This window comes from Streptacidiphilus anmyonensis, assembly GCF_000787855.1.
In the GTDB taxonomy this organism is placed as follows: Bacteria; Actinomycetota; Actinomycetes; order Streptomycetales; family Streptomycetaceae; genus Streptacidiphilus; species Streptacidiphilus anmyonensis.
Genome location: NZ_BBPQ01000079.1, coordinates 1 through 12,371 on the forward strand (window position 1 = coordinate 1; position 12,371 = coordinate 12,371).

The 12,371-nt window shown below is 72.6% G+C and carries 12 protein-coding genes; 8 read left to right on the forward strand and 4 right to left on the reverse strand.

Features of this window, described 5'->3' with window-relative positions; translation table 11 throughout:
- Together TR50_RS36725 and TR50_RS36730 are read left to right on the forward strand one after the other, a co-directional pair.
- Positions 1-676, forward strand: a 676-nt coding sequence (locus tag TR50_RS36725; protein WP_042432725.1) for an SbcC/MukB-like Walker B domain-containing protein, incomplete at its 5' end; no start/stop codon positions are given.
- 58 nt (positions 677-734) lie between these two features.
- On the forward strand, positions 735-1,094 hold the full coding sequence (locus tag TR50_RS36730) for a hypothetical protein (RefSeq protein WP_052441762.1): 360 nt from the start codon (positions 735-737) through the stop codon (positions 1,092-1,094).
- A 14-nt stretch (positions 1,095-1,108) separates the two neighbouring features.
- Here the strand turns inward: TR50_RS36730 and TR50_RS36735 are convergent, their stop codons facing one another.
- On the reverse strand, positions 1,109-1,687 hold the full coding sequence (locus TR50_RS36735) for a TetR/AcrR family transcriptional regulator (RefSeq protein ID WP_042432728.1): 579 nt from the start codon (positions 1,685-1,687) through the stop codon (positions 1,109-1,111).
- Between the two features lie 130 nt (positions 1,688-1,817).
- On the opposite strand from TR50_RS36735, the gene TR50_RS36740 reads away from it, so the two are divergent.
- Both TR50_RS36740 and TR50_RS36745 read left to right on the forward strand, forming a co-directional pair.
- The gene (locus tag TR50_RS36740; RefSeq protein WP_042432731.1) at positions 1,818-2,234 is read left to right on the forward strand and encodes a tautomerase family protein; all 417 of its coding nucleotides are present in this window, start codon (positions 1,818-1,820) and stop codon (positions 2,232-2,234) included.
- A gap of 51 nt (positions 2,235-2,285) precedes the next feature.
- The gene (locus tag TR50_RS36745; protein WP_042432735.1) at positions 2,286-3,959 is read left to right on the forward strand and encodes a glycoside hydrolase family 13 protein; all 1,674 of its coding nucleotides are present in this window, start codon (positions 2,286-2,288) and stop codon (positions 3,957-3,959) included.
- Positions 3,960-4,119: 160 nt separating this feature from the next.
- On the opposite strand, the gene TR50_RS36750 is transcribed toward TR50_RS36745, so the two are convergent.
- Positions 4,120-6,624 (reverse strand): Tex family protein, encoded by a 2,505-nt coding sequence (locus TR50_RS36750; RefSeq protein ID WP_042432738.1) that lies wholly within the window; start codon positions 6,622-6,624, stop codon positions 4,120-4,122.
- 109 nt (positions 6,625-6,733) lie between these two features.
- Here TR50_RS36750 and TR50_RS36755 point away from each other — a divergent pair, with 109 nt between their 5' ends.
- The 3 genes from TR50_RS36755 to TR50_RS36765 all read left to right on the forward strand — a co-directional run bounded on the left by TR50_RS36755 (position 6,734) and on the right by TR50_RS36765 (position 8,873).
- Positions 6,734-7,240, forward strand: a complete 507-nt coding sequence (locus TR50_RS36755) for a GNAT family N-acetyltransferase (protein ID WP_042432740.1) — start codon at positions 6,734-6,736, stop codon at positions 7,238-7,240.
- A gap of 92 nt (positions 7,241-7,332) precedes the next feature.
- Positions 7,333-7,656 carry a YciI family protein gene (locus TR50_RS36760; protein WP_042432743.1) on the forward strand — a complete coding sequence of 108 codons (324 nt, stop codon included), beginning with the start codon at positions 7,333-7,335 and terminating at the stop codon, positions 7,654-7,656.
- The gene (locus TR50_RS36765) at positions 7,653-8,873 is read left to right on the forward strand and encodes an RNA polymerase sigma factor (protein ID WP_042432746.1); all 1,221 of its coding nucleotides are present in this window, start codon (positions 7,653-7,655) and stop codon (positions 8,871-8,873) included. Before TR50_RS36760 ends, TR50_RS36765 begins: the two co-directional genes overlap by 4 nt.
- A gap of 2 nt (positions 8,874-8,875) precedes the next feature.
- Here TR50_RS36765 and TR50_RS36770 read toward each other — a convergent pair whose 3' ends face one another.
- Positions 8,876-9,706: a thioesterase family protein gene (locus TR50_RS36770; protein ID WP_042432749.1), complete on the reverse strand. Its 831-nt coding sequence runs from the start codon at positions 9,704-9,706 to the stop codon at positions 8,876-8,878.
- A gap of 97 nt (positions 9,707-9,803) precedes the next feature.
- Between TR50_RS36770 and TR50_RS36775 the strand changes: the two genes are divergently transcribed.
- Complete coding sequence (locus tag TR50_RS36775) at positions 9,804-10,589, forward strand: SDR family NAD(P)-dependent oxidoreductase (protein WP_042432759.1); 786 nt, start codon at positions 9,804-9,806, stop codon at positions 10,587-10,589.
- A gap of 10 nt (positions 10,590-10,599) precedes the next feature.
- On the opposite strand, the gene pgi is transcribed toward TR50_RS36775, so the two are convergent.
- Positions 10,600-12,246: a glucose-6-phosphate isomerase gene (gene pgi, locus TR50_RS36780; protein WP_042432762.1), complete on the reverse strand. Its 1,647-nt coding sequence runs from the start codon at positions 12,244-12,246 to the stop codon at positions 10,600-10,602.
- Between the last annotated feature and the right edge of the window lie 125 nt (positions 12,247-12,371).

Consider the following 12,371-nt stretch of genomic DNA (forward strand, 5'->3'; position numbering starts at 1 on the left):
GGCGGAGCGGGCCCTGCTGGAGGCCCACGCGGCGGAGCGCGGCGCGTCCGCGCGCGTCGCCGACCTCGCCCGGCTCGGCGCGCGCCTCGCGGCGGACCTGCGGCGGCTGCGTCCCTTCGCGGCGGATCTCGCCACGGCGACGGAGCTCTCGCAGCTGGTGGCGGGCACGAGCAAGAGCAACGAGCTGCGCATGTCCCTGGAGAACTACGTGCTGGCCGCCCGCCTGGAGCAGGTCGCGGCGGCGGCGGGCACGCGGCTGCGGATCATGTCCGGCGGCCGGTACACCCTGGAGCACACCGACGCCCGCGCCCGCGGCAACGCCCGCTCCGGCCTAGGCCTCCAGGTCCTCGACGCCTGGACGGGCCAGTACCGCGACACCGCGACCCTCTCCGGCGGCGAGTCCTTCTTCGCCTCCCTCGCCCTGGCCCTGGGCCTCGCGGACGTGGTGACGGACGAGGCGGGCGGCATGCCGCTGGACACCCTCTTCATCGACGAGGGCTTCGGCGCGCTCGACCCGGACACCCTGGAGGAGGTCATGTCCGTCCTCGACTCGCTCCGCGAGCGCGACCGCGCGGTCGGCATCGTCAGCCACGTCGCGGAGCTGCGCGACCGCATCCCCCAGCAACTCACCGTCCGCAAGGGCCGCTCCGGCTCCCGCCTCAGCCAGGGGGTGTGACAGCCCGCTCAGCCGCTATCGTTCCCGACGCGGGGAAGGCACAACGGGGGGCAGGGAATTGGACGCCATCAGCATCGCGGTCGTCGTCATGGCGGGCGGCTACGCCGTCAACGGCGCGCTCGACCGGGTCCGCCGGATCCGGAAGGACCGCCGCGACCAGCAGGAGCGCGCCCTGCGGGGTCCCGAGCCCGTCTGCGGTTGCGGGCACCACCTCGCGTTCCACGACCTCCACGACGGCCGTTGTCATGCCGAGGTGAAGCGCAAGGGCGGCAACGGCGAGGGTAGGCCGAAGGACGCGTCGCCGGCGCAGTGCACCTGTCGTCGATACGCGGGCCCCGAGCCGCTGGCCACCCTCTACGCCCCGCCGCTGAACGGGGGCGCGAGCGCCGAGGCGCGCCCGGAGCTGCCGGAGGACTGACCGCCGTTCCCGCCCTACGCGGCCGGGTACCGGCTGCGCGTCAGTTCGACCGCGGTGCGGGTCATGCGGTCGAAGGGGGCGGCGGAGCCCTCGGCGCGGCAGAGGACCTGGGCGCCCTCCAGGAGGGCGAGCAGGGTGGTGGCCAGGTCGGCCGCTGCGTCCGGGGCCAGGCCGGAGGCCGTGAGGCGGGCGGCGAGGGCGTCGGTCCAGGAGGCGAAGGCCGTGGCCGCGACGTCGCGCAGGGACGCGTTGTCCGCGGGTTCGCCGGAGGCGACGGTGACGGCGGCGACCGCGCAGCCCGCGCCGGTCGCGGAGCACTCGACGACGGGCCGGATCAGGGCGAGGAAGGACTCGACGACGGTCCGCGGGTCGTCGGCCGGGAGCGCGGCCAGGTTCGCGCGCACGTCCTGACCGTTCCTGGTCGCCGCCTCCGCGACCAACTGGCCCTTGCCGCCGGGGAAGTGGTGGTAGATCGCGCCGCGTGCCGCGCCGCTCTCGCGCAGGATCTCGGTGAAGGACATCCCGGCCACACCGCGCCGCCGCAGCGCCTCGACGGTCACCTCGATCATCCGGTCCCGGGTGTCTCCAGCCATGGGGCGCCCTTTCCTGCTCGCGTTCCTGCTCGCGACGACTTGACTAGTACGGCCATCCTAGCCCACGCTGGAGTCGTGGCTAGGACGTACGTACTACCTAGCCAACGCAACCAGCGAGAGGGAGACCCTCATGCCCATCACCGTCACCGCCCCGCGCGGCGTGCTCACGCCCGCCGGGGAGCGCGAGATCCTGCCCCGTCTGACCGACGCCCTCGTCGAGGCGTCCGGACTCACCGGGAACAAGACCTTCCTGTCCTTCGTCGGCGGCACCGTCCACGTGCTGCCGCCCGAGGACGTCTACGCCGGCGGGACGAACCGCCCCGTCGTCATGGTCGAACTGAAGCTGCCCAGCATCGGGCTGCCCACCCCCGAGGCCCGCGCCGCCTTCGTCCACGCCGCGACCGCGGTCGTGGAGGAGCTGACCGGCCCCGGCCACGAGCGCGAGAACACCTGGGTCAACATCCTCAACGCCCCGGACGGCGGCTGGGGCATCGGCGGCCGCGCGCTCACCGGCGAGCAGCTGGTCCGCGAGATCACCGGCGCCTGAGACACCGGCGCCTGAGACCGAAGCCGGGGCTGTTCCCGTCGGGGGCCGGTGATGCATGGTGGACGGGTGCCGACTTCCGAGGACGCCCAGGACCAGGCCACCACCCCCTGGTGGCGAAGTGCCGTCATCTACCAGGTGTATCCACGCAGTTTCGCCGACGGGAACGGGGACGGGACCGGCGACATCGCCGGTCTGCGGTCGCGGCTCGGGCACCTCGCCGGGCTCGGCGTGGACGCGCTGTGGCTCTCGCCCTGGTACGTCTCACCACTCGCCGACGGCGGCTACGACGTCGCCGACTACCGCGACATCGACCCCGCCTTCGGGACCCTGGACGAGGCCGAGGCGCTGATCCGCGAGGCCCACACCCTCGGCCTGCGGGTGGTCGTCGACCTCGTGCCGAACCACTGCTCCGAGCAGCACCCGTGGTTCCAGGCCGCGTTGACGGCCGGGCCGGGAGCCCCGGAGCGGGAGCTGTTCCACTTCCGGGCCGGGCGCGGCGAGAACGGCGAGCAGCCGCCGAACGACTGGCCCTCGCACTTCGGCGGTCCGGCCTGGAGCCGGACCGCCGACGGCTCGTGGTACCTGCACATGTTCGCGCCCGAGCAGCCGGACTGGAACTGGGAGAACCCCGAGGTCCGCGCCGAGTTCCTGTCCGTGCTGCGGTTCTGGCTGGACCTCGGCGTGGACGGCTTCCGGATCGACGTCACCGACCACCTGGTCAAGGAGGACGGCCTCCCGGACGCGGCCGGGCACCACCACCGGCCGCACCCGTGGCGCGACCAGGAGGGCGTGCACGAGATCTACCGCTCCTGGCGCAAGGTGCTGGACTCCTACCCCGGCGACCGCGCCTTCGTCGCGGAGCTGTGGGAGCAGGATCCGCAGCGTTTCGCCCGCTACCTGCGCCAGGACGAGCTGCACACCGCGTTCAACTTCCCCCTGCTGCGCTCCCCCTGGAGCGCGGCCGGGTTCCGCGCGGTGATCGACGCGACGCTGGCGGCGCACGCGCCGGTGGGCGCGCCCGCGACGTGGGTGCTGTCCAACCACGACACGACCCGCCACGTCACCCGCTACGGTCGCGCCGACACCTCGTACGACTTCGACCGCGCGGCGCGCCACGGGCTCCCGGTCGACCTGGTGCTGGGCACCCGCCGGGCGCGGGCCGCCGCACTGCTGATGCTGGCGCTGCCCGGCAGCGCGTACGTGTACCAGGGCGACGAACTCGGGCTGTGGGAGGTCGAGGACATCCCCGACCACCTGCGGCAGGACCCGACCTGGCTGCGCAGCGGCGGCGTCGACCGCGGCCGCGACGGCTGCCGGGTGCCGCTGCCGTGGGAGGGTGAGGAGCAGCCGTTCGGGTTCAGTCCCGAACGCGCCTCGGCCGCGCCGTGGCTGGATGTCCAGCCGGACGGCTGGCGGGAGTTGAGCGTCGCCGCACAGACCGGTGCGCCCGGCTCCCACCTGGAGCTCTACCGGCGGGCGCTGCGCCTGCGGCGCACCCTGCCGGGCCTGGGCGACGGCCCGATGCGCTGGCAGGACTCCACGCCGGAGGTGCTCGACTTCACCCGCCCGGACGGCTTCCGCTGCGTCGTCAACCTCGGCCCGGAGCCGACGCCCGTGCCGGCGGAGGCGACGGTGCTGCTCGCCAGTGGGGAGCTCGTGGACGGCGCGCTGCCGCCGGACACGGCGGTGTGGCTGCGAGAGCTGCGGGAGCGTCGGGATCTCTGAGACCCGCGAAAGGAGGCCCCTGCCGCACGGGGGGACGGGAGGGGCCTCACTCATCATCCTACGAGCTGGAGGACCGTCAATCCGCCCAATCGGCACCAGGGATCAATGAGCCATCGATCACTGGCAAGGTTGACGGTCCCATCCAATATCGGCCGGTCGGCTACTTCGCCAGGCCCGCGCGCCGCAGGGCGTCGGCCATGGCGCTGTTGACCGCGCCGCCGTCACGCGGCGCCGGCGGCCGCCGGTCGCCACCGCGCTGACCCTGGCCCCCACCCTGGCCGCCGCGCTGCCCACCGCCGCCCTGGCCGCCACGCTGGCCCTGACCACCCTGCCCGCGCTGCTGGCCACCACCCTGCCCGCCCTGACCACGCTGCTGACCACCACGCTGGCCGCCCTGACCACCCTGGCCGCCGCGCTCGCCACGGTCGCCGCGCTCGCGGCGCTGGCCGCGCTCACCGCGCTCGCCGCCCGCGGAGCCGCCCGAACCCGCCTGGGCGTCGTCGTCCAGACGCAGCGTCAGCGAGATGCGCTTGCGCGGGATGTCCACGTCCAGCACCTTCACCCGGACGATGTCGCCGGACTTCACGACCTCGCGCGGGTCCTTGACGAAGTTCTTCGACAGCGCCGAGACGTGGACGAGCCCGTCCTGGTGGACGCCGATGTCGACGAACGCGCCGAAGGCGGCCACGTTGGTGACCGTGCCCTCCAGCACCATGCCGGGCTCCAGGTCGCCGAGCTTCTCGACGCCCTCCTTGAACTCCGCCGTACGGAACGCCGGACGCGGGTCGCGGCCCGGCTTCTCCAGCTCGGCCAGGATGTCCTTGACCGTCGGCACGCCGAAGGTGTCGTCGGCGAACTCGGCCGGCCGCAGCGTGCGCAGCTTCGCGCTGTCGCCGATCAGGGTCTTCAGCTCGCCGCCCGTGCTGGTCAGGATCCTGCGCACGACCGGGTACGCCTCGGGGTGGACGCTGGACGCGTCCAGCGGGTCGTCGCCGCCGGGGATGCGCAGGAAGCCCGCGCACTGCTCGAAGGCCTTGGGGCCGAGCCGCGCGACGTTCTTCAGCTCCTTGCGGCTGCGGAACGGCCCGTTGGCGTCGCGGTGGGCGACGATGTTGTCGGCCAGCCCGGCGCCGATGCCGGAGACGCGGGTCAGCAGCGGCGCGGAGGCGGTGTTCACATCCACCCCGACGCCGTTGACGCAGTCCTCCACGACCGCGTCCAGTGAACGCGAGAGCTTCGTCTCGGAGACGTCGTGCTGGTACTGGCCCACGCCGATCGACTTCGGGTCGATCTTCACCAGCTCGGCCAGCGGGTCCTGGAGCCGGCGGGCGATGGAGACCGCGCCGCGGATGACCACGTTGAGGTCCGGCAGCTCCTGCGAGGCGAAGGCGGAGGCCGAGTAGACGGAGGCGCCCGCCTCCGAGACCACGGCCTTGGTCAGCTTCAGCTCCGGGTGACGCTTGATCAGGTCCAGCGCCAGCTTGTCCGTCTCGCGCGAGGCGGTGCCGTTGCCGATGGCGATCAGGTCGACGTCGTGCTTCGCGCAGAGCTTCGCCAGCGTCGCGATCGACTCGTCCCACTTGTTGGCCGGGACGTGCGGGTGGATGGTGTCGTAGGCCACGACCTTGCCGGTCGCGTCGACGACGGCCACCTTGACGCCGGTGCGGTAGCCCGGGTCCAGGCCCAGGGTGGCGCGGGCGCCGGCGGGCGCGGCGAGCAGCAGGTCGCGCAGGTTGGCCGCGAAGACGCGGACCGCCTCGTCCTCGGCCTCGGTGCGCAGCCGCAGCCGCAGGTCGATGCCCAGGTGCACCAGGATGCGGGTGCGCCAGGCCCAACGGACGGTGTCCTGAAGCCACTTGTCGGCCGGGCGGCCGCGGTCGGCGACCTCGAAGCGGTTGGCGATGCGGGCCTCGTAACCGCCGGGGGCCTCGGCGTCCGCCTCGTCGGCGTAGGGCTCCATGGTCAGCTCGAGCACGTCCTCCTTCTCGCCGCGCAGCATGGCGAGGACGCGGTGCGAGGGGAGCTTGACGTAGGGCTCGGCGAAGTCGAAGTAGTCGGCGAACTTGGCGCCGTCCTGCTCCTTGCCGTCGCGCACCCGGGCGACCAGGCGGCCCCGGCCCCACATGCGCTCGCGCAGCTCACCGATCAGGTCGGCGTCCTCGGCGAAGCGCTCGACCAGGATCGCGCGGGCGCCCTCCAGCGCGGCGGCGGCGTCGGCGACGTTCTCGCCGAGGTAGGCCGCGGCCTCCGCCTGCGGGTCGCGGGTCGGGTCGGCGAGCAGCGCCTCGGCGAGCGGCTCCAGGCCGTTCTCGCGGGCGATCTGCGCCTTGGTGCGGCGCTTGGGCTTGAACGGGAGGTAGATGTCCTCCAGCCGGGCCTTGGAGTCGGCGGCCCGGATCTGCGCCTCCAGGACCTCGTCCAGCTTGCCCTGGCTGCGGATCGACTCGAGGATCGCGGCGCGGCGCTCCTCCATCTCCCGCAGGTAGCGCAGGCGCTCCTCCAGGGTGCGCAGCTGGGCGTCGTCCAGCGACCCCGTCGCCTCCTTGCGGTACCGGGCGATGAAGGGGACGGTCGCCCCTCCGTCGAGCAGTTCCACGGCGGACTGCACCTGTGCGGGACGGACGCCGAGCTCCTCGGCGATGGTCTGCTCAATGGACAGGGTCACTCTTGGTTACCGCTCTCTCGCTGGATACGTGCGGCGCCATTCTGTCCCGCCCGGCGCGGGGAGGAAAACCACCGCGCGGTCGGGCGGGTCGCGATGGCAGGATCGCGCCATGCAGATCCGCGAAGCGACGGACGCCGACTGGGCGTCGATCTGGCCGTTCTTCCACGAGATCACGGCTGCCGGCGAGACCTTCGCCTACCCGACCGACCTCGACGAACCCACGGGCCGCGCGATGTGGATGGTCCGTCCGCCCGGCCACGTCGTGGTCGCGGTGAACAGGTCCGGACTGGTACTGGGCACGGCGAACATGTACGCCAACAAGATGGGCCCCGGCTCCCACATCGCCAGCGGCAGCTTCATGGTCGACCCGAAGCACCAGGGCCGCGGGGTCGGCGGCGCCCTGTGCCGGTACCTGCTCGGCTGGTCCCGTGAGCAGGGCTTCCGCGGCGTCCAGTTCAACGCGGTCGCGGCGAGCAACACCCACGCGGTGCACCTCTACGAGTCCCTCGGCTTCGAGGTCATGACGACCATCCCCGAGGGCTTCCACCACCCGACGCTCGGCTATGTCGGGCTCCACATCATGTACGTGAAGCTCGAGGCGTCGGAAGAATCCTGAGGCGCGGTGTCCGATCGGATCGGGGGCGTTCGTAGTAAGGGTGAGAGGTCGCCCGCGAGGGGTGGCCGCGCAAGCCCGGGAGATGATCCGCGATGCAGTACCTGCTGAACGTGATCCATGACAGCGCCGAGTTCGCCACCGAGGAGGAGCAGGCCGCGATCGTCGTGTTCAACCAGCGGATGAAGGCCGACGGCTACTGGGTCTTCGCCGGGGGCCTCGGGGTGACCGACAACGCGACGGTGGTCGACAACCGCGGAGATGAGCCGCTCGTGACCGACGGGCCGTTCGTGGAGACGAAGGAGTACGTCGTCGGGTTCTGGATCATCGAGGCGCCCGACCTCGACGTCGCGCTGAGGCTGGCCACCGAGGGTTCGAAGGCGTGCCACCGCAAGGTCGAGGTCCGGCCGTTCCTGTGAACGCGAACGAGGCGGTCGCCCGGGCCCACCGTGAGGAGTGGGCCCGGGTCGTCGCCACGCTGGCACGCCGCTTCGGGGATCTCGACGTGGCCGAGGAGGCCGCCGCCGAGGCGTTCGCGACGGCGGTGGAGCGGTGGCCTGCGGACGGTGTGCCGCCCAACCCCGGCGCGTGGTTGACCACGACCGCGTACCGCAAGGCCATCGACCGGATCCGGCGCGAGGACAAGCGCGGCGACAGGCAGCGGGAGGCGCAGATGTCGTACGAGGCACCGCCCGAGCCGGTCGGCGCCGTCGAGGACGAGCGGCTGCGGCTGGTCTTCGTCTGCTGTCACCCCGCCCTGGCGGCGGACGCCCGGGTCGCACTGACGCTGCGGATGGTCGGCGGGCTGACCGCGGCCGAGATCGCGCGGGCCTTCCTGGTGCAGGAGAGCGCGATGGCGCGGCGGATCACCCGCGCGAAGACGAAGATCAAGGCGGCGCGCATCCCCTACCGGGTGCCGGACGCGGAGGACCTCCCGGCGCGCGTCGTCGGGGTCCTCACCGTGCTCTTCCTCGTCTTCAACGAGGGCTACCTGGCGACCGGCCCGGACGCGGACCCGGTCCGCCAGGACCTGACCGCCGAGGCGATCCGGCTCGCCCGCCTGCTCCGCGCGCTCCTGCCGCAGAACGGCGAGGTGGCGGGGCTGCTCGCGCTGATGCTGCTGACGGAGGCGCGCCGCGCCGCCCGGGTCTCGCCGGGCGGCGAGCTGGTCGCCCTGGACGAGCAGGACCGCACGGCCTGGGACGCGGAGCTCGTCGCGGAGGGACACCGGTTGGTCCGCGAGCGGCTGGACTCCGGGCAGGCGCCGGGGCGGTACCAGCTGCTGGCGGCGATCAACGCGGTGCACACCTCGGCTCGGGACTTCCGGGACACCGACTGGTCGCAGGTCGTCGCCCTCTACGACCAGCTGGTGCGCCTCGACCGCTCGCCGGTCGTGACTCTCAACCGGTCCGTCGCACTCGCCGAGCTGGACGGCCCGGCGGTGGCGCTTGCGTCCGTCGACCGGCTCGCCGGACAGCTCGACGGCTATCACGCGTACCACGCGGCCCGCGCCGAGCTGCTGCGCCGACTGGACCGGGGCCGGGAGTCGCGGGCGGCGTACGACCGGGCGATCGAGCTGGCGGGCAACACGGCCGAGAGGGCCGCGCTGATCCGCCGCCGGAACGGCTCGGGGTAGGCCTACCGCGGGGCTGCGGCCAGCTGGCGGGACTGCGCGACGAGGCGGTCGTTGGAATCCCAGATCTCGCAGTCCTCCTCCAGGAAGCCGCCGGCGAGGTTGCGGGTGGAGTGGACGACGCGCAGCCAGCCCGGGGCTGGGACGGCGCGGACGTGGACGGTGAGCTCGATCGTCGGGGTCCAGCCGAAGAGGCCGAGGTCGAAGGTGACCGGCGGGAGGGCGTCGACCGCGAAGAGGAGCAGCAGCGGGTCGGGCGCGTGGCCGTCGGCCATGCGCAGCCAGCCCTGGATCCGGCCCTCGCCGGAGGGCTTGCCCAGCGCCCAGCCCACGTAGGCGGGGTCGAGCCGGAGGTCGAGGCGCTGGAGCAGGTCGGCCGAGGCCAGGAACTGCGGCGGGGCCGCGTCGGTGCCGATGCACTGCTCGACGGGCGGGAGCTGCGGGGGCTTGGCGCTGGTGCGCACGTCCTCGTCGGCGCGGGCGAGGTCGCCGTAGCTGGCGAGGACGCGCAGGCGCTCGACGCTGCTGCCGTCGTCGGCGGTCTGGCGCAGCGACGCGGAGCCGGTGGAGAGGGTGCGGCCGCTGCGGATCGCCTCCACGTGGACCTCGGCCGGGCCGGGGCGGGAGGGGGAGATGTAGTAGCCGCTGACCGAGACGGGCTGCGGGTGACCGCCGGCCTCGCCGAGGTGGTCGGCGAGCGCCCGGCCGACGAGGGAGAGGAGCAGACCGCCGTTGACGCCGCCGCCGATGCGCCAGCCCGCGCCCAGTTCGGCGTCGTAGACGCCGGGCGCGCCGGCGCGTCTGGCGACGGCGGTGCCCTGCTCGAACTCGGTCATGCTGCGCTCCTGATTCTGACCGCTGTCATAAGTTACTTAACGGTAGTTAAGCGCACGGCTTCTTCCAACGTCAAGGCTCATCTGCTACCACCCTGGCATGGCGGATTTCAGCGCGTACGCACTGGACAAGCGGGTCGCGGTCGTCACCGGCGCGGGCAGCGGCATCGGACGCGCCACCGCCCGGGTGCTGGCGGCGGCCGGCGCGCGCGTGGTCTGCGCGGACGTCGACGGCGCCGCCGCCGAACGCACCGCCGCGGAGATCGACGGGGTTCCGGCCCACGTCGACGTCGCCCGGCGCGAGCAGGTCGTCGACCTGGTCACGGGGACGGCGCAGCGCCACGGCCGACTGGACATCCTGTGCAACGTCGCCGGCATCATCCGCACCGGCCTCGTCGTCGACGTGCCGGAGGAGGACCTGGACGCGGTCTGGGCGGTGAACTTCAAGGGCACCTTCCACGCCTGCCAGGCGGCGGCGCGGATCATGTGCGCGCAGGGCGGCGGCGCCATCGTCAACACGGCGTCGGGCGCGGTGGACAGCGCGACGCCGGAGATCATGAGCTACAGCGTCTCGAAGGCGGCCGTCGTCCAGCTGACCAAGAACCTCGCGGCCGAGGTCGGCCGCTTCGGGGTGCGGGTCAACGCGGTGGCACCGGGGTTGGTGCGCACCGCGATGACGTCGCGTCACTACCTGCTACCCGACGGCAGCATCGACGAGGCGGCCCGCGCGGCGGCGGAGAAGCCGCTGAAGCGGCTCTCCCCGCTCGGCATGATCGGCGAGCCCGAGGACATCGCCCACGCCGTCCACTACCTGGTCAGCGATGCCGCCCGGTTCGTGACCGGGCAGATCCTGCGTCCCAACGGCGGCGTGGCGATGCCCTGGTGACTCCCTGGACTCAGCGCCCGCGCAGCTCGCGGTAGCGGACGGCGAGACCGGCGGTGGAGGAGTCGAGCGCGTCCAGGCCGGTGCCCTCGACCAGGGACGGCTCGATCCGCTTGGCCAGCACCTTGCCGAGCTCCACGCCCCACTGGTCGAAGGAGTCGATGTTCCAGATCGCGCCCTGGACGAACACCTTGTGCTCGTAGAGCGCGACCAGCTGGCCCAGCACGGACGGGGTCAGCTCCCCGGACAGGATGGTGGTGGTCGGGTGGTTGCCGCGGAACGTCTTGTGCGGCACCAACTCCTCCGCGACGCCCTCGGCGCGCACCTCGTCCGGCGTCTTGCCGAAGGCCAGCGCCTGGCCCTGGGCGAAGAGGTTCGCCATCAGCAGGTCGTGCTGCGCGACCAGACCGGGCGCGAGGTCGGCGACCGGGCGGGCGAAGCCGATCAGGTCCGCCGGGATCACCTTGGTGCCCTGGTGCAGCAGTTGGTAGTACGCGTGCTGGCCGTTGGTGCCCGGGGTGCCCCAGACGACCGGGCCGGTCTGCCACTCCACGGGCTCGCCGTCGCGCTGCACCGACTTGCCGTTGGACTCCATGTCCAGCTGCTGGAGGTAGGCGGTGAACTTCGACAGGTAGTGCGAGTACGGCAGCACGGCGTGCGCCTGCGCGTCGAAGAACGCGCCGTACCAGACGCCGAGCAGACCGAGCAGCAGCGGCACGTTCTGCTCCGGCGGCGCGGTGCGGAAGTGCTCGTCGACCAGCCGGAAGCCGGCCAGCATCTCCTCGAACGCCTCCGGCCCGATGGCGATCATCAGGGAGAGGCCGATCGCGGAGTCGTAGGAGTAGCGACCGCCGACCCAGTCCCAGAACTCGAACATGTTGGCCGTGTCGATGCCGAACTTCTCCACCTCGGAGGCGTTCGTCGACAGCGCGACGAAGTGCTTGGCCACCGCCTCCTGACCGGCGCCGAGCTGCTCCAGCAGCCAGGTGCGGGCGCTGGTGGCGTTGGTGACGGTCTCGATGGTGGTGAAGGTCTTCGAGGCGACGATGAACAGCGTCTCCTCGGCGTCCAGGTCGCGCACCGCCTCGTGCAGGTCCGCGCCGTCGACGTTGGAGACGAAACGCACCGTCAGGTCGCGGTCGGTGAAGCTGCGCAGCACCTCGTAAGCCATCGCCGGGCCCAGGTCCGAGCCGCCGATGCCGATGTTGACGACGTTGCGGATCCGCTTGCCGGTGTGACCGGTCCACTCGCCCGACCGGATCCGGCGGGCGAAGGCCGCCATCTTGTCCAGCACGGCGTGCACCTCGGGCACGACGTTGACGCCGTCCACCTCGATCACCGCGCCGCGGGGCGCGCGCAGCGCGGTGTGCAGCACGGCGCGGTTCTCGGTGATGTTGATCTTCTCGCCCCGGAACATGGCGTCCCGAAGGGCCGCCACCCCGCGGACCTCGGCGAGCTTGCGCAGCAGCGTCAGCGTCTCTTCGGTGACCAGGTGCTTGGAGTAGTCGACGTACAGGTCGCCCACCTGGAGGGTGTACGACTCGCCGCGCTTGGGGTCCTCGGCGAAGAGCGCACGCAGGTGCGTCTCCCCGAAGTCCGCGCGGTGCGCGGCGAGCGCCGCCCACTCGGGCAGCTGGTCCAGACGGGTTCCTCGGGTCATCACGCGTCCTTCCACGACACCGGCCCGCCCTCACGGGCCCTTTTCGTCGGGGACGAGCCTATGCCCTTCGAGGAAACGGAAGGTTGCGGGACATCAGGGCCACGGCGAAGTCGCCCTGTTCAGAG

Bases quoted from the DNA above. Each gene is read 5' to 3' on its own strand.
- TR50_RS36735 (WP_042432728.1), bottom strand. From the start codon at position 1,687: ATGGCTGGAGACACCCGGGACCGGATGATCGAGGTGACCGTCGAGGCG.
- TR50_RS36740 (WP_042432731.1), top strand. From the start codon at position 1,818: ATGCCCATCACCGTCACCGCCCCGCGCGGCGTGCTCACGCCCGCCGGG.
- TR50_RS36745 (WP_042432735.1), top strand. From the start codon at position 2,286: ATGCATGGTGGACGGGTGCCGACTTCCGAGGACGCCCAGGACCAGGCC.
- TR50_RS36755 (WP_042432740.1), top strand. From the start codon at position 6,734: ATGCAGATCCGCGAAGCGACGGACGCCGACTGGGCGTCGATCTGGCCG.
- TR50_RS36760 (WP_042432743.1), top strand. From the start codon at position 7,333: ATGCAGTACCTGCTGAACGTGATCCATGACAGCGCCGAGTTCGCCACC.
- TR50_RS36770 (WP_042432749.1), bottom strand. From the start codon at position 9,706: ATGACCGAGTTCGAGCAGGGCACCGCCGTCGCCAGACGCGCCGGCGCG.
- TR50_RS36775 (WP_042432759.1), top strand. From the start codon at position 9,804: ATGGCGGATTTCAGCGCGTACGCACTGGACAAGCGGGTCGCGGTCGTC.
- pgi (WP_042432762.1), bottom strand. From the start codon at position 12,246: ATGACCCGAGGAACCCGTCTGGACCAGCTGCCCGAGTGGGCGGCGCTC.